The organism is Burkholderia sp. NFPP32 (genome assembly GCF_900119325.1).
Classification (GTDB): domain Bacteria; phylum Pseudomonadota; class Gammaproteobacteria; order Burkholderiales; family Burkholderiaceae; genus Burkholderia; species Burkholderia pyrrocinia_C.
In genome coordinates, this window is record NZ_FPJP01000007.1 from 91,332 (window position 1) to 109,969 (window position 18,638).

Below are 18,638 nucleotides of genomic sequence, written 5' to 3' on the forward strand. Positions count from 1 at the left end.
CTGCGGCGGGCGCCGGTTGCATCGCCATCGAGGAATGGGCGTGCCATGACGCGGGTTAGACTGCCCGCTTCGCACACCGGCCCATGAAGATGAGTTTCGAATACCGCATCCATACGATCCCGTCGGCCGATGCATTCGACGCAATCGCGGATGCACTGCGGCAAACGCATGGCGACATCGACGCCGATCCCGACCGACGACGGGTTGAAATTCGCGATGAAACCGGTAGCTGGCCGCTGATCGGCCTGTTGACCGACGAACACGGGTTCTTCCTCGTCACGACGCTCGGGCCGACGCGGGACGCGATGCTCGACGCGATCGGACGCGCGTTGTCGGCAATCGGTGCGACATGGCGCATCGACGACGCATGACCGGCTACCGCGTTCCGCACACGCCTGATTCGGCCGCACGCACCCGGCCGCTCCCCCGCCAACGTCCGCCGCTCGGTCGCTCCCCGGCTCCGCCCCTTTAAACTATGCGTATCCGGCGTAATAGCTGCATTGCATTGCCGGTTGCGGCTGCCGCACCGCGTGGCGGCCGCAACCGGATTTTTCCGTTCGCGATAACGGCACACGCGAGCGGAACCGAATCATCCGAAATCGAATTTGAATGTTGAAACAGGCAGGAAGCATGAAGCGCAACAACAAGAACAAGGCAACGCTCGCCGGGCTCGGCGCGGTGCTGTTGTGGGCCTCGGTGGTCGCCCTCGTTCGCGGGGTCAGCGAAAGCCTCGGTGCGACCGGCGGCGCCGCGATGATCTACACGGTGGCGTCCGTGCTTCTGCTGTTCACGATCGGCTTCCCCGACCTGAGCAAGTTCCCGAAAAACTACCTGCTGTGGGGCGGGCTGCTGTTCGTCTCGTACGAGCTGTGCCTGGCGCTGTCGATCGGGTATGCGAGCAACGGCCGGCAGGCGATCGAAGTCGCGATGGTCAACTACCTGTGGCCGAGCCTGACGCTGGTCGCGGCCATCGTGTTCAACAAGCAGCGCGCCAACCTGCTGGTCGTGCCGGGCGTCCTGCTATTGATGCTCGGCATCTGCCGGGTGCTCGGCGGCGACCAGGGCCTCGATCCGGCCGGCATGCTGCGCAACGTCGCGGACAATCCGCTGAGCTACGGCCTTGCCTTCTTCGGCGCGCTGATCTGGACCGGCTATTGCACGGTGACGGCGCGCATTGCCGACGGCAAGAACGGCGTGACGCCGTTCTTCATGCTGGTCGCCGCGGCGCTCTGGATCAAGTTCGCGATCGAGGGCGGCGGCGGCATGACGTTCAGCCTTCACGCGGTCATCTATCTCGTGCTGGCGGCGTCGGCGCTGGGGTTCGGCTACGCGGCGTGGAACACCGGCATCATGCACGGCAACGTGACGATCATCGTCGGCGCGTCGTACCTGACGCCGGTGCTCGCGGCCGCGCTCGCCGCGACGCTGCTGCATGCGCCGCTGTCGGTCGAATTCTGGCAAGGCGCAGTGATGGTTTGCGGCGGGTCGATCCTGTGCTGGCTCGCGACACGCAGCCGACGCAGTGAAAAGGCAGCGCCCGTGCGGGTCGGGAAGGATGCCGAAGGCAATTGCCCCGGGTGACGATGCGGGATGCTTCCGACGGGACGCAGGGTTGCCCGCTCTAGCTTCGCGATTCCAGCGCGATACGCACCGCCAATCCGGCCAGCACGGAGCCCATCAACCAGCGCTGGACCGACGCCCAAACCGGTCGTCCCGCCAGAAAACCCGCGATGGAACCGGCCATGCAGGCGATCAGCGCGTTGACGCTGACACTCACCGCGATCTGCACGCAGCCGAGCGCCAGCGATTGCGCGAGCACACTGCCGTGCCCCGGTGAAATGAACTGCGGCAGCAGCGACAGATACATCACCGCGATCTTCGGATTCGCGAGGTTCGTGACGAAACCCATCGTGAAGAGCCTGACGCGGCTGTCGCGCGGCAACTGCCTGACCTGGAACGCGGAGCGGCCGCCCGGCTTCAGCGCCTGCCACGCCAGATACGACAGATACAGCGCACCGGAAAAGCGCAGCGCGTCGTACGCATACGGCACGGTCATCACCAGCGCGGTGATGCCCAGCGCCGCGCAAACCATGTAGAAAACGAACCCCAGCGCGACGCCGCCGAGCGACACGAGCCCTGCGCGGCGGCCCTGGCAGATCGAGCGCGAAACCAGGTAGATCATGTTCGGTCCGGGCGTCAGCACCATGCCGAGCGACACGAGTCCGAACGCAAAAAGGGTGGGCAAAGCCGGCACGGCAGGCTCCTTCGTGGCAGGGCAGTCAGGGTGACGAGGTTCGAACACTGTATTGCATCTCGATCATCCTCGGCATGAATAAACTGCAAGCCGCCCATGAGCGTCGTTCATCTCGCCGGCCGCGCTACCTGCCCTTTTTCGCACGCGCGTGGATCGCTTTCGCGGCTTTGGCGCGTTGTGCGTCGACGAGCCTCACGAACTCGTCGGTGACCGCGTTGCCCGCCACGTTCCACGACAACCGCACGGAACGATGCAGCCTCGGCGACAGTTCCAGCACGCGGCCGCCGAATGGCGTGTACGTGAGCGTGATGCGCGGCACGATCGATACGCCCATGCCGGCCTCCGCCATCGAAAGAATGGTGCGCATCTCCACCACGTTGAACGCCGCCCGGAGCGGCGCGCCGCCGCGTGCGAAGTAATCCGCGATCACCGGCCCGCACCCTGCCTTCGAGAAAATGAACGGTGCCGCGGACAACTGTTTTGCAGACACGCTCTTGCGGCCGCCGAACATGCCGTCCGGCGCCACCGCGACAAAATCCTCGTCGAGCAGCGGCAGAGTGTGTGCGAACGTCTTCGTGCCGGCCACCACGCCGATGTCGGCCGTACCGTCGTCGATCCACCCTTCGACTTCGCCGTCCGTGCCTTCGAGCAGCACCGCCGACACGCCCTGGTGCATCTCCTTCAACGCCTCGAGCGCGGGAACGACGAACGCCAGCGAGACGCTCGGCAGCGACGCAACCACCAGCTTGCCTTCGAGCTTGCCGCGCGACAGGCTGAATTGCTGGCGCAGCAGCTGCGCCTCCCGCACCACGCTCTGGACGTACGGCCACAGGCGTTCGCCCGCCGCCGTCAACACCACCGGCTGCCGGTCCCGCCAGAGCAGCTTGACCTGCGTGATGTCCTCCAGCTCGGTCAATGCATGGCTGATCGCGGATTGACTGCGGCTGAGCCGGTCGGCCGCGGCCGTGAGCGAACCGAGTTCGACTACGGCGGCCAGTGCCTGCAACTGGGCAAGCGTCATCGGGTCTCCTTGTTCCGGCGTATGTGAATTTCACATGAGGCAGTGAAGCATCATGAATTATATTGAACCGCCCCGACAGTATCTCAAACGGCACCGCGCCATGCCCCGCGCTGCGCCGCGGTCGAGTCGAACGTCCACGGCAGCGCCGCAGGCAGGATGCACGTTCGATCCGCCGCGTCGATTGCATGCGCACCGGCCGGCGCTCGAGAATCCATGTTGAACCACGCCTCCGCATTGCTCATGCTTGCCGATACGACCTGCCGGCCTGAATCGGGGCCGCGCGCCCGCCGGCCGCACACGAATAGCCGGCACGCCGGCAAGAAATAGCGGTCGGCCCACCGCCATCGATCGCGCATGCGTTATGAAAGCTGCAAAGCGTAGTATTCGCGGACCCGGCGTATCGCTCCGCCCGACGGCGCGACGATACGTGACCGGCTTTGCTGCCCGCACGCCGACGCCGACGTCAGCGCTGCCCCGTTTTCAAAGGCACGAGATGGAAACCTATGTGTTGCTGGGCTGCGGACTCGGCCTTGGCCTGTTGATCGCCGTCTGGGGAATCTGGTCTCTCCGGTAAGCCGTTCAGGCTCCGTTCGTCCGCAAGGAATCCGTATGGAGACGGATGGGGAATTGTAGTTTCAGGCACCCCATTTCACCCGATTGCTTCGCAGTCCCATTCAACTGCCCATCGTCGATACGTCCGCGACGGAAGCGCCATGCGTGACCCGTTCGGCCCCGCGCGCTGCCCGGTTCCCCAAGACGCGTTAGACTGTTTCGATGGAACAATGCCGTTATTGCCAGAGAATCCGCGATGAATGGGATTGCCACGGGGACGAATGCCGCCGGGCAATCGCAAAGGCGCTGCGCCGGCAGCGCGCGGGCCTGCCGATGGTGCCCGATCGCATCCGCAACGAACTGCCGTCCGGCGCGCCGACCCAGCAGGTGATCGCCGTCCTGTCGCGCCAGCGCCTGCGCGCGCGCCGCGGCAACGAGGAACGCCGGGAGCGCAAGGAAATCGACGACGACGGCGTCTGATCCGGCCGCACCGCGGCCCGCCCGCGTCATCTCCACCTCCGCCGTCCTCCCCCGCCACCGGGCGTCCGCCCGTATCACCGCGCCCTTGCAAATTCGGCAATACTGAATGGGGACAGAAGACATTTACCCCGGGATTATTGCCTCCGCGACAACGATCTTTCGCTGAAATCCACGTTTACCCTGAATCGACCGACGCCTACGATGTAATCAACCGCTTACGACATGGTGTCGAACGCGGAAAGCCAAGACAAACATCGGAGGTCACCATGAAATCGCTCGTTTCCGCAGTCGTTGCCGCTGTCGCCCTGTCCGCTTCGTTCGGCGCATTCGCCCAAAGCACCGTGACCCGCGCCCAGTTGCGCAACGAGCTGGTCCAGCTCGAAAAAGCCGGCTACAAGCCGGGCCTGTCGAGCCCGCACTACCCGGCCGACATCCAGGCCGCGCAAGCCCGCGTGCGCGCCGCCGACAATACCGGCTACGGTGCGCAACCGGCCGCGACCGTCCAGGGCGGCGCACCGGCCGCCAAGGCGCAAAGCCCGCGCGACTCGGTCTACTTCGGCCACTAAGCCTGCCGCTGCGCGCCCCGCGCGCAGTCCTCACATGCAACGAGCCCGTCCGTGACGGGCTCGTTGCGCTTGCATCGCGTGTTTTACCGGCCGGCAGTCACCGGCCGGCACCCGATGCGACGCGGCCGGCCCCGGCTTCGTCCGGCGCAGCGCCGCCGCCGACCAGGTCCTGATAGCGCACGTACGCGCACTGCGCGGACGCCTTCGCCGCATACATCGCCGCGTCGGCCTTGACGAGCAGTTCCTCGGCCGATGCGCCGTCGGCCGGAAACTCGCTGACGCCGATGCTCGCACCGACGGCCACGCGCCGGTCGCCGAACTCCAGCTCCTCCGCCATCACGATCTGGATCCGCGACGCGACATCGCCAACCACCGCCGGTGAACGCACGTCCGCAATCAGCACGATGAATTCGTCGCCGCCGAGCCGCGCGACCATGTCGCCGCTGCGCAGCACGAGGCTCAACCGCTTCGCGACCGCGACGAGCGTACGGTCGCCGGCCGAATGCCCGTGCTGGTCGTTGATCTGCTTGAAGCGGTCGAGATCGACGAACATCACGGCCAGCCCTTCGTGCACCGCAGCCGCATGCCGGATCGCGGCATCGAGATGCTCCATGAACAGCAGGCGGTTCGGCAGCTCGGTCAATGGATCGTGGCCGGCGAGGTGCGTGAGCTCCTGCTGCTTCGCGCGCAGCATCGCGACCTGCGTGCGGATCTCGACACGCATGCTGTCGAAACAGCGCGCGAGCACGCCGATCTCGTCGGCGCGCCGGACCGGAAGCTGTTCGGCGGCCGGATCGTCGAACACGTGCGTCGCGGCGCGCGCGAGCGCCTGCAGCGGCCGCGTGATCGCGCGCGCGAACAGGATCGCGAGAATCACCGCCATCAGGCTCGATACGAGCACCATCCGGACAATCCGTTCGCCGAGCATGCCGGCCGGCGCCAGCACGTCGGCAAGCGGACGCGCCATCCCGAGCACGACGAAGCGGTTGCCCTCGTCGTGCCCGAACGGCGTGCGTGCGAACGCGAACATCTGCCCCGGCGCGTCGTCGGGCTGCTCGAGGCCGTTGAGCGTCACGCTCGTGCGCGTGCTGTCGAACAGCGCGCGCGTGACGGCAAAGCGGTCCTGCATCAGCACCCGCAGGCCGCGATCGAAGCCGAACGTCTGCGCCGGATCGGGATGCACGAGGAAATCGCCCCACTCGTTCGCGAGATACACCGCATAGTCTTCCGGCAGATCGCGTTCGAGCCGGTCGACCACGCGCGACAGTTCGACGTCGACGACCAGCGCACCGACCGTCTGGCCCGACGTGTCGACGACCGGCGTGCCCACGCGCAGGATCGGCAGCCCTTCGGCCTCGTGCGAACCCGTCTCGTGGTTGATCACGATCGGCGACAGGTAGATATGGCCGGGCGCCGTCGCGAGCGTATCGAATACGTAGGAAAACTGTCCTTTCTCCTGGAACGCGCTTTCCGGCAGCACGACGACGCCGCGCGCGTCGCGAACGACGCGGATGTGTTCGAGCCCGAAATTCCCGCCCGCGATCAGGCGAATCTGCAGGTATTCCGGATGATTTCTCATGAAGCTGCAATACACCTGCTCGAGCCGCGTGCGTCGCGCGCTGTCCGGATTGTCGCTGCCCGCGACGAGCGCGGACGACGGCAACTGCGCGAGCACGAGCGCATCGGCGGCAACGTCGGACAGCGCGGTCGTGAAGCGCTGCCCGAGCAGTTGGGTCGACATCAGCAGGCTGTGCTGCGCTTCCTGCACGAGCATCGTGCGGTTCGCGCGATACGCGTAATAGCCGGTCGTGCCGGACGCGATCACGCCGATGCACGCGAGCAGCACCGACAGCTTCGACGTGAGCCCGAGCCGGATCATTTGTCGAACCGCTCCGGCCGGTCGCCCGACACGATGCGGCTCCACAGCGATTCGCGCCGCGCGATGTCTTCGACGGGCTGGAGCCACACGAGATGCTGGTGCCCGGTGTCGAGGCCCGGTGGCGGCTCGAGCGTGTTCGCGAGCCCCTGGCGCTCGGTCAGCAGCGCGCCGATCGCCGGTTCGAGCATGTAGTTGATCCACGCGAACGCGAGCTCGGCATGTTGCGCGCCGCGCGTGACGGCCCAGCAGTCGAGCCATGCAAGCGCGCCTTCATCCGGGATCACGTAGCCGACGTCCGCGCCGGCGCGACGCAACAGCTCGACCTGCTGCGTGCCGTAGTTGCCGAACATCAGCGCCGCTCGATGCTGGACGAACAGCGCGGTCGCCTCTTCGGGAAGCGTGTAGTACGTCAGCAGGTTGCGGCGCAGGTCGATCAGCTTGCGCGCAACCGCGAGCGTCTGCGCGGGCGACAGGCGGAACGGATCGGGATAGCCGAGCGCCAGCGCCGCGAACGAGAAATTGTGCTGCGCGCTGTTGAAGTCGAGCACCTTGCCGCGGTAGCGCGGATTCCACAGCTCGCGCATCGAGCGCGGCGCGGCCGAAACCTGCGTGCGGTCGTAGATCAGCCCCATCGACGAATACGTGAACGGGATCGCGTAGGTCGCACCGTCCTGCACGAGCCCGCCGATCGTCGCGAGCTGCCGGAAGTTCGGCAACTGCCGCCGCCGGTTCGGGATGCGCGCCAGGTCGATCGGCGCGAGCAGACGTTCGTGCGCGTAGCGCTGGATTTCGGCCGTGTTCGCAGCCAGCACGTCGTATGGCGGCGGCGCCGCGCCGTGCATCCGCGCCCACAGCGCTTCGTCGGAATCGACGAACGTCACTTCGACACGCACATGAAACTGCGCCTCGAACGCGCTGACGACGTCGCGGTCCGCATAGCCGGGCCATGCCAGCACGCGCAGCACGTTGTCGTTGACGGTTTCGGGAGAGTCGGCGAAAGCCGACGGGCCAGGCGCAAGCAAGCCCAGTGTCAGGATGATGAACAGCGCGCGCACGGCACCGCGGGCGCGCGTACGCGCGCCGATTCCCCTGATCAAGCGGACCCCGTATGAATCGCTCGGCTGCATTCGACCATCCTTTTTCGAGTCGATGCGATATCCCGCAACAAGACCATAAAAAATATGGGCGCGCAATTGGAAATAGCCGCACACGGCAGGTGTTGCGCATGCAGACATGCGACATGCCCGGCGCAGTGTCGATCCGGAATCGTTGCGGGCGCACGAACGCGGCAAACCGGGCGACGAATAATCAGAAGAAAGCGCGTTGCCGGACGCTAACCGGTTCGCATTTCGATGACGACGCATTGCATGCGTCACATACGTGCCCGCGGCCGTCGACGCCGATTGCGTCGGTCCGCCCCATTCGCGGAAATGACCGTCAGCACGATACCGGCCTGAACTTCGCGATCCGCTTCTTCATCACATGGCTTCCGAGCTACCTGCTGCCGTCGTGCGGCTTCTCGCTCGCGTCGCTCGGCACGTGGGGCATGCCACCCGCGCTTTTCTTTTCGTGCCGCGCATCGGACAATGACCCGCGCCCGCCGGCGCGGCGCCAATCCGGCCCGCGCGCGGCGACGGCGCCCCCCGTCAACGCCGATGAAACGCTACGAAACCCTCGCACACACGATCGCCGACGACATCCGCAACGGCAACCTCGCGGCCGGCACGCGCCTGCCGTCGCTGCGGCAGATCATCGCGCAGCACGGCGTGAGCCAGTCGACGGTGTTTCGCGCGTATTACCAGCTCGAACAGTGGGGGCTGATCCGCGCGCGCGAACGCTCGGGCTACTACGTCGCGCCGGGCGCCACGCCCGAAGCAGGCCCGGCCGCGAAGCGCCGCGCGAGTCGTGCCGGCGCATCGCGCAAGGTCGACATCAGCGACCTCGTGTTCTCCGTACTCGATGCCGCCACGCAGCCCGGCATCGTGCCGCTCGGTTCCGCGTTCCCGGCGCCGCAACTGTTTCCGCTGCCGCGCCTCGCGAAGTCGCTCGCGCAGGCCACGCGGCTCGTGAGCCCGTGGAGCACGGTCGTCGACCTGCCGCCCGGCAACGAGGCGCTGCGCCAGCAGATCGCGCGGCGCTATCTCGCGACGGGCGTGTCGCAGCCGATCGACGAGATCGTCGTCACGAACGGCGCGCTCGAAGCACTGAACCTATGCCTGATGGCCGTCACGCGGCCCGGCGACGTCGTCGCCGTCGAAGCGCCCGGCTTCTATGCGGCGCTGCAGGCGATCGAGCGGCTCGACCTGCGCGCGGTCGAGATTCCCGTCGATCCGCGCACGGGCCTCGATCTCGATGCGCTCGCGAACGCGCTCGAGCGGCACGACATCCGCGCGTGCTGGTTCATGACCAATTTCCAGAACCCGACCGGCGTCACGCTGTCCGCCGAAAAAAAGCGCGCGCTCGTCGACATGCTGGCGGCGCGCGAAGTGCCGCTGATCGAGGACGACGTCTACGGCGAGCTGCATTTTGGCCCCGACTATCCGCTGCCCGCGCGCGCGTACGACCAACACGGCCTCGTGATGCACTGCAGTTCGTTCTCGAAGACACTCGCGCCCGGCTACCGAATCGGCTGGGCCGCCGCCGGCCGGTTCGCGGAGAAGGTGCAGCGGCTCAAGCTGATGACGACGCTGTCGGCGAGCATTCCCGCGCAGGCCGGTATCGCGAACTATCTGGAGCACGGCGGCTACGACCGCCATCTGCGCAAGCTGCGCGGCGCGCTGCACACGCAGCTCGACCGGATGGACGACGCGCTGCGGCGCTGGCTGCCGGCCTGCGTCGAGTGGGTGCGGCCCGAAGGCGGGTATTTCCTGTGGCTCGCGTTCCCCGACGCGATCGACGCGATGGAACTGCATCGCCAGGCGGTCGCGCGCGGGATCAGCTTCGCGCCGGGGCCGCTGTTTTCGGCCGCGCACGGCTTCGAGCGCTGCGTGCGCGTGAACTTTGGCCATCCGTGGAGCCGCGACATCGAGCGCGCGATCCGCGTGCTCGGCGAGCTGGTCGCGCAGCCGTCGGTTCGCAAGGGCGGTTAAAACGCGCGATGCGTATCATGCGTGCCGCCGCCGCACGGGCCGCGGCCATGCAGCCGATCCGCGCGCGGGTTACATTGCCGGTCTCGCCGCTTTTTCAAGATTTCCCATGAGCCAACTGCCCTACCTCGATCACGACGCGCTGTTGAAACTGACGGCCGAAGCGGCACACGTCACGCAGCCGTGCACGTGCACGAAAACCTCGCTCGCCGGATGGACGAGCCTGCCGCTGTCGCTGCAGGACACGCAGCTGACCGAAGTAGCCACGCTCGCGCCGCCCGGCGATGCGGAGCCGACCCATGCGGAATATCATCCGGCCGGTACGCGCTACGCGTCGGACGATGCGCCGATCGCGCTGCGCCATTTCCCGTACAACCGCTGCAACGTCAGCCGCTGCCGCTCGTGCGGCCGCCTGTTCCTGCGCTATCAGGAAGGCGGCGGCTACTTCATCGACCAGCGCATCCGTGCGCTCGATCCGGCGCTCGTCGTCGACGCCAACGCATAAGACACATCAACCGGCCACGGGTATGCACGACGCATGCCCGGCCCGCCGCGCCGGCGCCGCGCCCGCCATCTGCTGCGCCCTTTTCGTCCCGATCTGCTGCTTGTCCCGCCGCACCGCGTTCCCTACGCTGTCTTCCGTTGCCCGACATCCGTCGCAACGCCCCTCCGAGCCGTGCGCATGCCGCGCCGCGGCTCCTCTCGCGTATCACGTCATGTATCGATATACCGATTTCGACCGGGCGCTCGTGCTGAGCCGCGCCGCCCAGTTTCGCGACCAGCTCGAACGCTGGCAGCACGGCACGCTGAGCGAAGACGCGTTCCGGCCGCTGCGCCTGCAGAACGGCTGGTATGTGCAGCGCCACGCGCCGATGCTGCGCGTCGCGGTGCCCTACGGCGAGCTGTCGAGCGCGCAGCTTCGCGTGCTCGCGCGGATCGCGCGCGACTACGACGTGCCCGACGACGCCACCTACCGCGCCGCATGCGACGCGCAGGCGTTGCTCGGCACGCTGCGCCTGCCGACCCGCAGCGCGCACTTCACGACGCGCACCAACGTGCAGTTCAACTGGATTCCGCTTTCGAAGGCGGCCGACGTGATGGACCTGCTCGCGACCGTCGACATGCACGGCATCCAGACGAGCGGCAACTGCATCCGCAATATTTCGTGCGACGAGCGCGCGGGCGTCGCGCCTGACGAGATCGCCGATCCGCGCCCGTTCGCCGAAGTGATGCGCCAGTGGACGACGCTGCACCCGGAATTCGCGTTCCTGCCGCGCAAGTTCAAGATCGCGATCACCGGCGCCGCCGAGGACCGCGCGGCGACCGACTGGCACGACGTCGGACTGAAGCTCGTGCGCGACGATGCGGGCGAGCTCGGCTTTCGAGTGAGCGTCGGCGGCGGGATGGGCCGCACGCCGATGATCGCGACGCTGCTGCGCGCGTTCCTGCCGTGGCGGCACGTGATGAACTACATCGAGGCGATCGTCCGCGTGTACAACCGCTACGGGCGGCGCGACAACAAGTACAAGGCGCGGATCAAGATCCTCGTCAAGACCGAGGGGCAGCGCTACATCGACGACGTCGAGGAGGAGTTCCGCCAGATCGTCGACCACGACGGCGGCCCGCACACGATTGCGCAGGCCGAATTCGATCGCGTCGCCGCGTCGTTCGTGCCGCCGCGGCTCAAGCCGCGCACGCTCGACCTGCCCGACGCGAATGCGCGCATGTCCGCACAGGCGAGCCGCCATCCGGCATTCGCGCGCTGGCTCGCGCGCAATGTCGCCGCGCACCGCGACCCGGCGCTGCGTATCGTCACGCTGTCGTTCAAGCGCCGCCTGCAGGCGCCCGGCGACGCGTCGCCGGACCAGCTCGACGCGCTCGCCGATCTCGCCGACCGCTACTCGGCCGGCGAGGCACGCGTCACGCACACGCAGAACGTCGTGCTGCCGTGGGTACACGTCGACGACCTGTTCCTGCTGTGGGAGAACGCGCGCGCGATCGGGCTCGCCAGCGCGAACGTCGGGCTGCTGACCGACATGATCGCGTGCCCGGGCGGCGACTTCTGCGCGCTCGCGAACGCGCGCTCGATCCCGATCGCCGATGCGATCGCCGAGCGCTTCCAGGATCTCGACCTGCTGCACGACGTCGGCGACATCGACCTGCACATCAGCGGCTGCATCAACTCGTGCGGCCACCATCACAGCGGCCACCTCGGCATCCTCGGCGTCGACAAGGACGGCGCGGAGTGGTACCAGGTGACGCTCGGCGGGTCGGACGGCTCGACCGCGAGCGGCCCCGCGCGGCCGGGCAAGGTGATCGGCCCGTCGTTCTCGGCGGACGAGATCGTCGATGTCGTCGACGCGATCGTCAACGCGTATCTCGACGCGCGGATCGATGCGAACGGCCGCAGCGAACGATTCATCGACACGGTGCGCCGCATCGGCGCGGAACCGTTCAAGGCCGCCGCGAACGACGCGCGCCACCACGCGGAGCACGCATGAAGCCAGCCAGCGACAACGCAAGCAAGAACGCACGCATCCGGCTGCTGACGCCGGCCGAACACGCTGGCGATACGCAGGAACACGACGATTCGACGCTGACGATCGGCAACGACGAGGAACTGCCGCCGCTTGCCGCACGGATCGCGCAGGCCGCACGCATCGACCTGCAGTTCCCGTCGTTCACCGACGGTCGCGCGTACAGCCAGGCATACCTGCTGCGCAAGCGCTTCGGCTTCGCCGGCGACCTGCGCGCGACCGGCGACGTGCTGGTCGACCAGCTGCTGCTGATGGAGCGCACGGGGTTTTCGAGCGCGGTGCTCGGCGACGACACGGACATCGCGGCCGCGCGCCGGCAGCTCGACCGGTTTCCGGGCTTCTATCAGCGCGATGCGAGAACGGCAACGCCGCCGCACGGCTCGGCGACGCAGGCCGAAAAATGAAACGGGCGGCACGCTGGCCGCCCGTACGATGAACCGGAAGCAAACCGGCAGGCACCCGCCGTAAAGCGCGGGCGCCTGCGTTCAGCGCGCCGCCACCGGCTTGCCGAACCCGCCGAGGATCTTCTTCTCGAGCGCGATGTAGTCGCGGCCGAAGTGGTGATCGCCCTGCGTCTTGATCACGTCGGCGCCGGTGTTCGCGAGCGCCGGGCACATCGTGTCCGTCTCTTCCGCGCCGTAGAAGCACTGCACGAGCTGCGGCGGCACCTTCGCGATTTCCGGCGCGACCTTCAGCGCGTTGTCGCTCGCGGGCATGCCGAGCCAGCCCGTCACGCGGATCTGGAAATCGGCGGACGGCGCGAAGCCGAGCAGCGACATCACCGCGACCTTGTCGCGCAGGTCGGCCGGCAGCCGGTTGTACGCGAACGGCATCACGTCGGCGCCGAACGAATAGCCGACCAGCGCCACGCGGTTCGCATGCCAGCGCGTCATGTACGTGCGCATCACGCGCGCGAGATCGCGGCTCACCTGCGCGGGCGGCTTCTCGCTCCAGAAGTAGCGCAGGCTGTCGATGCCGACCACCGACACGCCGTCGCGCTGCAGCGCCTCGGCGATCGTCTTGTCGAGATCGCGCCAGCCGCCGTCGCCCGAGATCACGATCGCGAGCCGGCCGCTGCCGCCCTTGGCCGGCAACTCGACGAGCGGCAGGTCCGACACGTCGAGTTCGTCGCCGCTGCTGCCGCTGTCACGCAGGTGCGACGTGACGAGCGACACGAGCTTCGTGGTGTCGCCCGCGGCAGCCGTTTCGACGAAACCCGGCATCGCACGGCGCACGATCGTCGGATCGGGCGGGCACGGCTTGAAGCGCGGATCGAGCTTCGGCGCCGGGTTGACCGATACGACGCCGGCGATCGTGTTCTCCGGCGCCATCGCCAGGATCTGCTTCGCGATCGCACCACCCCGGCCCACGCCCGCGACGATCGGCGTGAAATAGCGCGACGACTGCGCCAGACGTTCGAGCTGGTGGCTGACCGCCTCGGCGTCGCCGTCGAGGTGATGGCAGGTCTCCTGCTTCGCGGCGAGGTTCGTCGCATAACGCTCGGAATCGACGCCGACCGTCATCGCACCGGCCTTCGCGAGCGCATCGGCGGCCTGCTGATCGGCGGCATTCCAGCCGGCCTCACGCGAGAACAGCACGACGAAACCGCGCAGCGGTCCGCTCGGCTTGGTCACGGTAACGGGCCCGTAGCGGCCGCCCGACACGGTTTCGGCCTTCACGGCGGCCGGTTGCGCGGCGCACGCGGCGCCGGCCAGCATCATTCCCGCGCAGGCGGCTGCCGCCCGCGCGATTCCCTTCTTCGACATCATGAACGCCGACCTCCAGCCAGCAATGACAGATCCGCAAGCGTGACGAACACGCCGACCGAGCCCGAGGCCGCGAGGTAACGCGGCTCCCAGTGCGGTTCGAACTTGCTCTTGAATGCGCGCAAGCCGCGGAAGTTGTAGAAGCGGCCGCCGAAGCGCCAGACCATCAGTCCGAGCCGGTGCCACGGCGACGGCATCTTCGCCGCCCCCATCCCCGAGAACGGCGCGATGCCCAGGCTCAGCTTGCGGAAGCCCGCTTCCTTCAGATGCAGCGCGAGCTGCGTAAACAGATATTCCATCGCGTACGGCGACGCGTCCGGCAGATGGCGCATCACGCCGACCGTCGCCTCGGTGTTGAGGTCGGTCGTCATGAACGTGACGAACGCGATCGGCTTGTCGGCCTGCCGCACCAGCATCACCGACTGCGTCGCGAGATAACCGTCGTGGAACGCGGCAACCGAGAAACTCTTCTCGCGCGCGTCGCGGCTGTCGAGCCAGCCGTCGGAGATGTCGCGCAGCGCCGGCAGCGCGACCGGCACGTCGCCCGGGCCGATCACCTCGACCGTCAGCGCGTCCTTGTCGCCGCGGCGCAGCGCATAGCGCAGGTGCGAGCGGTTCGAGCCCTTCAGGTCGAACTGGTCGAGCGCGATATGCGCTTCCTCGCCGAGCTTCATCAGCGTGAGCCCCGCGTCGAGATACAGCGGCAGCGCGTTCGCGCGCACCTGATAGAACGCCGCGCGGCCGCTGTGCGCGTGCGCGAGCGCGATGAACTTGCCGATCAGCGCCGGCCATTCTTCGCGCGGCCCGACCGGGTCGTGCAGCGCGGCCCACGTACGGCCGTACTTCGCGTACATCAGGAACGCCTGGCGCGATTCCGAGAACAGGAACGACTTGTCGCCCATCAGCGCGAGGCCCGCATCGCTGCATTCCTGCGCGCGGATGATCCGTTCGGCGTCGAACAGGTCCTGCGGCGCGGGCTTCACGAAACGACCTGGCGCCGGGCGCAGCAGTTGCCACAGCGCGAACAGCGCGACGAACACGCCTGCTGCGAGCGTCGCGCGCAGCGCACGCGGCGCGCGCGCGTCGAACGAGAAATGCGACCACAGCTCGCGCGTGTACGGCACGTCGCGGAACGCGAAGAACAGCACCCACACGGCCAGCATCAGCACCATCGTCACCGACACGAACCAGCTCACGGTGAAGCGCTCGGCGAGCAGCGACGAATGGCGGTTGAAGCGGCGGCGGCTGACGAGCAGCAGCACGAGCAGCGTGCCGAGCACGCCGGCCTCGACGAAGGCGAGGCCCTTCGCCAGCGACAGCGCCAGGCTCGCGAGCGTCAATGCGAAGGTCATCCACCATGCGCCGTCGAGGCGGCGCAGCAGCCCGCGCGCGACGAACAGCAGCGCGACGCCGAGCACGCTGCAGATCACCTGCGAGCCTTCGAGCACCCACAGCGGCACGAGGTGGCGCAGGATCGCGATCCGGTGCCAGAACGCGGGCGTCGCGCTCGAGATCACCAGCATGCTGCCGACCGCGAACGTCACGAGGCTCAGGAACAGCGGCGCGAGCTGCGACACGCGCGCGGCCTGCCGCGTCACGAGCCGGCGCCGCAGCGCGCGGCCCTCGAAACCGGCCAGCAAGCCGGCCGACAGCACGAGCGGCACGCCGAAATAGATCGCGCGATACGCGATCAGCGCGGCGACCATCGCATGCGCGGGCACTTCGCGGCCGAGCGTGAAGACCATCGCGGCCTCGAACACGCCGATCCCGCCCGGCGTGTGGCCGATCATCCCGAGCAGCAGCGCGGCCGCGTAGACGGTGATGAAGGTCGGGAAGCCGACCGGCGCCGCCGGCAGCAGCACCCATAGCGTCAGGCCCGCCGCGACGACGTCGAGCACCGCGTAGACGACCTGCATGACGAGATCGCGCCGCGCCGGCACGTCGAACGACAGCCATTTGAAGCGCGTGACGACCGGGCGCGCGGTGTTGCCGCACATCGCGACCAGCGCGGCCAGCACCATGAGCAGCGCCGCGCCGCTCCACGTGAGCACGCCGGGTGCGACGTGCAGCATCGCGGCGAGCGCCTCCGGCACGCAGACCATGCCGACCGCCGTCATCAGCACCATCGCGAGCGCCAGCGTGCCGCTGGTAAACACCGTCATCCGGCCGATCTGCGCGGGCGTGACGCCCGACACGCCGTACACGCGCGCACGGACCGCGCCACCCGTCAGCGCGCCGAAGCCGGTCGCGTTGCCGAGCGCGGAACCGGCGATCGCGCCGATCCACAGCGCGACGCGCGGCACCTTCGCGGCGACATAACGCAGGCCGACCGCGTCGCGGGCGACCAGCGCGAGATAGCTGAGCGCCGTCGCGGCCAGCGACGCGCCCCATTCCGCGGCGGACATGTGGCGCAACTGGCGGATCACCGACCGGTAGTCGACGGATTCCGACAGGTGCTGGAACACGACGATCAGCAGCAGGCCGATGCCGAACGCGATCAGCGGCGACAGCACGCGCTCGTTGCGAACCAGCGCCGAGACACGGGCGATCGCCGCCGCGGCACGGCCCGGCGACCCAGGGTGGCGGGAAGACATAGGTTATTCAGTGGTGGTGCATTGCGAGTCGCGGCGCGGGATGGCCCGGCGGCGACATATCTGGTTGTTCTGCGTGGGCGGTCGGCCGAAAGTGAAGGCAGGGAGCGCCTGAATCAGAACTTACAAGTATACGGGGCTTATATTACAAAATCTTTCAGACTCGCATTGTGCGGTTTTGTGGCACGCGGGGCGCGTTAACATCGCATCAAAATCGTGCGCCCGAAAAACACAAGGTGCGCATCATACCGGGAACCTGAACGGTTTTTTCATCTGATGAATGAGCGGCGGTGGATTTGGGAGAAATTCTCCCGGCCGGGCTGTGCGGGAGAGGACGAATTCGTGGGTGGGCGCGGGATCTCGGGAATGGGGACGGGTTGATGTTCGCGGCCGGCCCCCTTTTCGCCCCGGTTCGGGAATATGCTGCTCCAATTACTTCCCCCGCTCATGCTCCGCCAACCCGATCGCCTTGTAGTCGTAAGTCGGATAGAACTCCGTCCGATACGCGCCCCACGCCGTATCCTCGAGCACGCGATTGACCTCGCGCAGCCGCGAAGCCGGCAGCCGCAGCACGACGATCTGCCCGATCCCCATCGTCACGGTCCAGCTCACCACCTCGACGCCCGGCGGCGGAAACGCCTTATAGAAACCCTGCTTCGCGAGTTGCGCATTCAGCTCGGCGAGCGGGCGCGACTGGTCGTGCTTCAGAAAGACAGTCAGCAGTACCGCGTTGTCAGGCGTGGCAACGGCTGTGCTCGCCGGCACGGTCGACGTCTGGGCCACGGCCGGCGCGCTCCCGAGCGCGACAGCAGCAACCAGCGATCCAGCAGCACCGAGGATCGGAAGCGGAAAGCGAGCGAATACGAGCATGGCGCGACTCCGTGGCTTCGTGGACAGAACCGCCATCATGCTCCGCCCCGCGAATCGCTGCCGGCAACCGGACGACGGGACTACGCCAAGTCTGCGCCGTTGCGCTCGCGCAGCACGTCGATGAACGCGCGCAACTTGGCCGGCACGTGCTTGCGATTCACGTAATACAGCCACATCGGCGGCAACGTCCGGCATGCCCCCGGCAGCACCTCGGCGAGCGTGCCGTCGCGCAGGTCCTGCTCGATGCGCTCACGCATGAACGCAAACGCGATCCCGACACCCGCGCGCGCCGCGTCGATCACCGCGTCGGCGTCGTTCGTCACGAATACGCCGTCCGGATCGAGATCGACGTCACGGCGCCCGTCGTGCAGCAACCACTTATGCAGGCGCCCGCTCTCCGAAAACCGGAAGCGAATGCACGCATGACGCTCGAGCTCCGCGATCGACTCTGGCGCGCCGTACCGTGCCAGATAACCGGGCGACGCGACCAGCGCGCACGACAACGCGGGCGCGATCCGTACGCCGATCATGCCCGGCTGCAACCGGTCGGCGAGCCGGATCCCCGCATCGAACCCTTCCTTCGCGATGTCGACCAGCTCGTTCTCGTAGCGGATCTCGAGCCTGACTTTCGGATAGCGCTCGCGGAACACGGCAAGAATCGGCGCGATCACGAGCGTGCGCGCGAGCGGCAGAGCGGTGACGCGCAACAGCCCGCCCGGCTCGCTGCGCGCATCCTTCAGCTCGTCGCGCGCCTGCATGACCTGACGGTATGCGGGCTCCGTCTGCTGCCGGTAGCGCTGCCCGGCTTCCGTCAGGCTCACACCGCGCGTGCTGCGATTGAACAGCTTCACGTTCAGCTCGCCCTCGAGCTGCCCGATCGCGAGGCTGACGGCAGCCGGCGTCAGGCCGAGCACGGCGGCCGCCCGCGTGAAATTGCCGGCCGTCGCGACGGTCATGAACACGTGCAGCCCGGCCATCGGATCGCGCCTGCCCATCATTAAAAAAACTTGAAGCTCCTTCGAGCGGAATGCGGATT

The 18,638-nt window shown here is 67.6% G+C and carries 16 protein-coding genes; 8 read left to right on the forward strand and 8 right to left on the reverse strand.

Annotated elements, in window-relative coordinates; translation table 11 throughout:
- Window positions 1–83: 83 nt before the first annotated feature.
- The gene (locus BT264_RS16045) at window positions 84–371 is read left to right on the forward strand and encodes a hypothetical protein (RefSeq protein ID WP_072438667.1); all 288 of its coding nucleotides are present in this window, start codon (window positions 84–86) and stop codon (window positions 369–371) included.
- A gap of 259 nt (window positions 372–630) precedes the next feature.
- Window positions 631–1,581, forward strand: a complete 951-nt coding sequence (gene yddG, locus BT264_RS16050; protein WP_143155720.1) for an aromatic amino acid DMT transporter YddG — start codon at window positions 631–633, stop codon at window positions 1,579–1,581.
- Between the two features lie 40 nt (window positions 1,582–1,621).
- Here yddG and BT264_RS16055 read toward each other — a convergent pair whose 3' ends face one another.
- Together BT264_RS16055 and BT264_RS16060 are read right to left on the reverse strand one after the other, a co-directional pair.
- Entirely contained in the window at window positions 1,622–2,254 is a 633-nt protein-coding gene (locus BT264_RS16055; protein WP_072438670.1) for a LysE family translocator, read from the reverse strand.
- 124 nt (window positions 2,255–2,378) lie between these two features.
- Window positions 2,379–3,275 (reverse strand): LysR family transcriptional regulator, encoded by an 897-nt coding sequence (locus BT264_RS16060; RefSeq protein WP_072438672.1) that lies wholly within the window; start codon window positions 3,273–3,275, stop codon window positions 2,379–2,381.
- 774 nt (window positions 3,276–4,049) lie between these two features.
- Here BT264_RS16060 and BT264_RS16070 point away from each other — a divergent pair.
- Together BT264_RS16070 and BT264_RS16075 are read left to right on the forward strand one after the other, a co-directional pair.
- Complete coding sequence (locus BT264_RS16070; RefSeq protein WP_006478949.1) at window positions 4,050–4,307, forward strand: hypothetical protein; 258 nt, start codon at window positions 4,050–4,052, stop codon at window positions 4,305–4,307.
- Between the two features lie 266 nt (window positions 4,308–4,573).
- Window positions 4,574–4,873, forward strand: coding sequence for a DUF4148 domain-containing protein (locus tag BT264_RS16075; RefSeq protein WP_072438676.1), 300 nt, complete (start codon window positions 4,574–4,576; stop codon window positions 4,871–4,873).
- Window positions 4,874–4,970: 97 nt separating this feature from the next.
- Here BT264_RS16075 and BT264_RS16080 read toward each other — a convergent pair whose 3' ends face one another.
- Together BT264_RS16080 and BT264_RS16085 are read right to left on the reverse strand one after the other, a co-directional pair.
- Window positions 4,971–6,752, reverse strand: a complete 1,782-nt coding sequence (locus BT264_RS16080; RefSeq protein WP_072438679.1) for a sensor domain-containing diguanylate cyclase — start codon at window positions 6,750–6,752, stop codon at window positions 4,971–4,973.
- Window positions 6,749–7,879 carry an extracellular solute-binding protein gene (locus tag BT264_RS16085; RefSeq protein ID WP_072438681.1) on the reverse strand — a complete coding sequence of 377 codons (1,131 nt, stop codon included), beginning with the start codon at window positions 7,877–7,879 and terminating at the stop codon, window positions 6,749–6,751. The genes BT264_RS16080 and BT264_RS16085 overlap by 4 nt, the downstream gene beginning before the upstream one ends.
- A 528-nt stretch (window positions 7,880–8,407) precedes the next feature.
- On the opposite strand from BT264_RS16085, the gene BT264_RS16090 reads away from it, so the two are divergent.
- The 4 genes from BT264_RS16090 to BT264_RS16105 all read left to right on the forward strand — a co-directional run bounded on the left by BT264_RS16090 (window position 8,408) and on the right by BT264_RS16105 (window position 12,779).
- A complete protein-coding gene (locus BT264_RS16090) occupies window positions 8,408–9,841 on the forward strand; it encodes an aminotransferase-like domain-containing protein (protein WP_072438684.1) in 1,434 nt (477 codons plus the stop codon).
- A gap of 106 nt (window positions 9,842–9,947) precedes the next feature.
- Complete coding sequence (locus BT264_RS16095; protein WP_072438687.1) at window positions 9,948–10,343, forward strand: hypothetical protein; 396 nt, start codon at window positions 9,948–9,950, stop codon at window positions 10,341–10,343.
- Window positions 10,344–10,554: 211 nt separating this feature from the next.
- Window positions 10,555–12,339, forward strand: a complete 1,785-nt coding sequence (locus BT264_RS16100) for a nitrite/sulfite reductase (protein WP_072438689.1) — start codon at window positions 10,555–10,557, stop codon at window positions 12,337–12,339.
- Window positions 12,336–12,779 carry a DUF934 domain-containing protein gene (locus BT264_RS16105; RefSeq protein WP_072438691.1) on the forward strand — a complete coding sequence of 148 codons (444 nt, stop codon included), beginning with the start codon at window positions 12,336–12,338 and terminating at the stop codon, window positions 12,777–12,779. The genes BT264_RS16100 and BT264_RS16105 overlap by 4 nt, the downstream gene beginning before the upstream one ends.
- Window positions 12,780–12,860: 81 nt before the next feature.
- Here BT264_RS16105 and BT264_RS16110 read toward each other — a convergent pair whose 3' ends face one another.
- The 4 genes from BT264_RS16110 to BT264_RS16125 form a co-directional block, all read right to left on the reverse strand.
- Window positions 12,861–14,144, reverse strand: coding sequence for a virulence factor family protein (locus tag BT264_RS16110; RefSeq protein WP_072438693.1), 1,284 nt, complete (start codon window positions 14,142–14,144; stop codon window positions 12,861–12,863).
- A complete protein-coding gene (gene mprF / locus BT264_RS16115) occupies window positions 14,141–16,735 on the reverse strand; it encodes a bifunctional lysylphosphatidylglycerol flippase/synthetase MprF (RefSeq protein WP_072438695.1) in 2,595 nt (864 codons plus the stop codon). Before mprF ends, BT264_RS16110 begins: the two co-directional genes overlap by 4 nt.
- 429 nt (window positions 16,736–17,164) lie before the next feature.
- Window positions 17,165–17,602, reverse strand: a complete 438-nt coding sequence (locus BT264_RS16120; protein WP_072438697.1) for a hypothetical protein — start codon at window positions 17,600–17,602, stop codon at window positions 17,165–17,167.
- A gap of 80 nt (window positions 17,603–17,682) precedes the next feature.
- Window positions 17,683–18,597 carry a LysR family transcriptional regulator gene (locus BT264_RS16125; protein WP_083534046.1) on the reverse strand — a complete coding sequence of 305 codons (915 nt, stop codon included), beginning with the start codon at window positions 18,595–18,597 and terminating at the stop codon, window positions 17,683–17,685.
- Window positions 18,598–18,638: the final 41 nt, after the last annotated feature.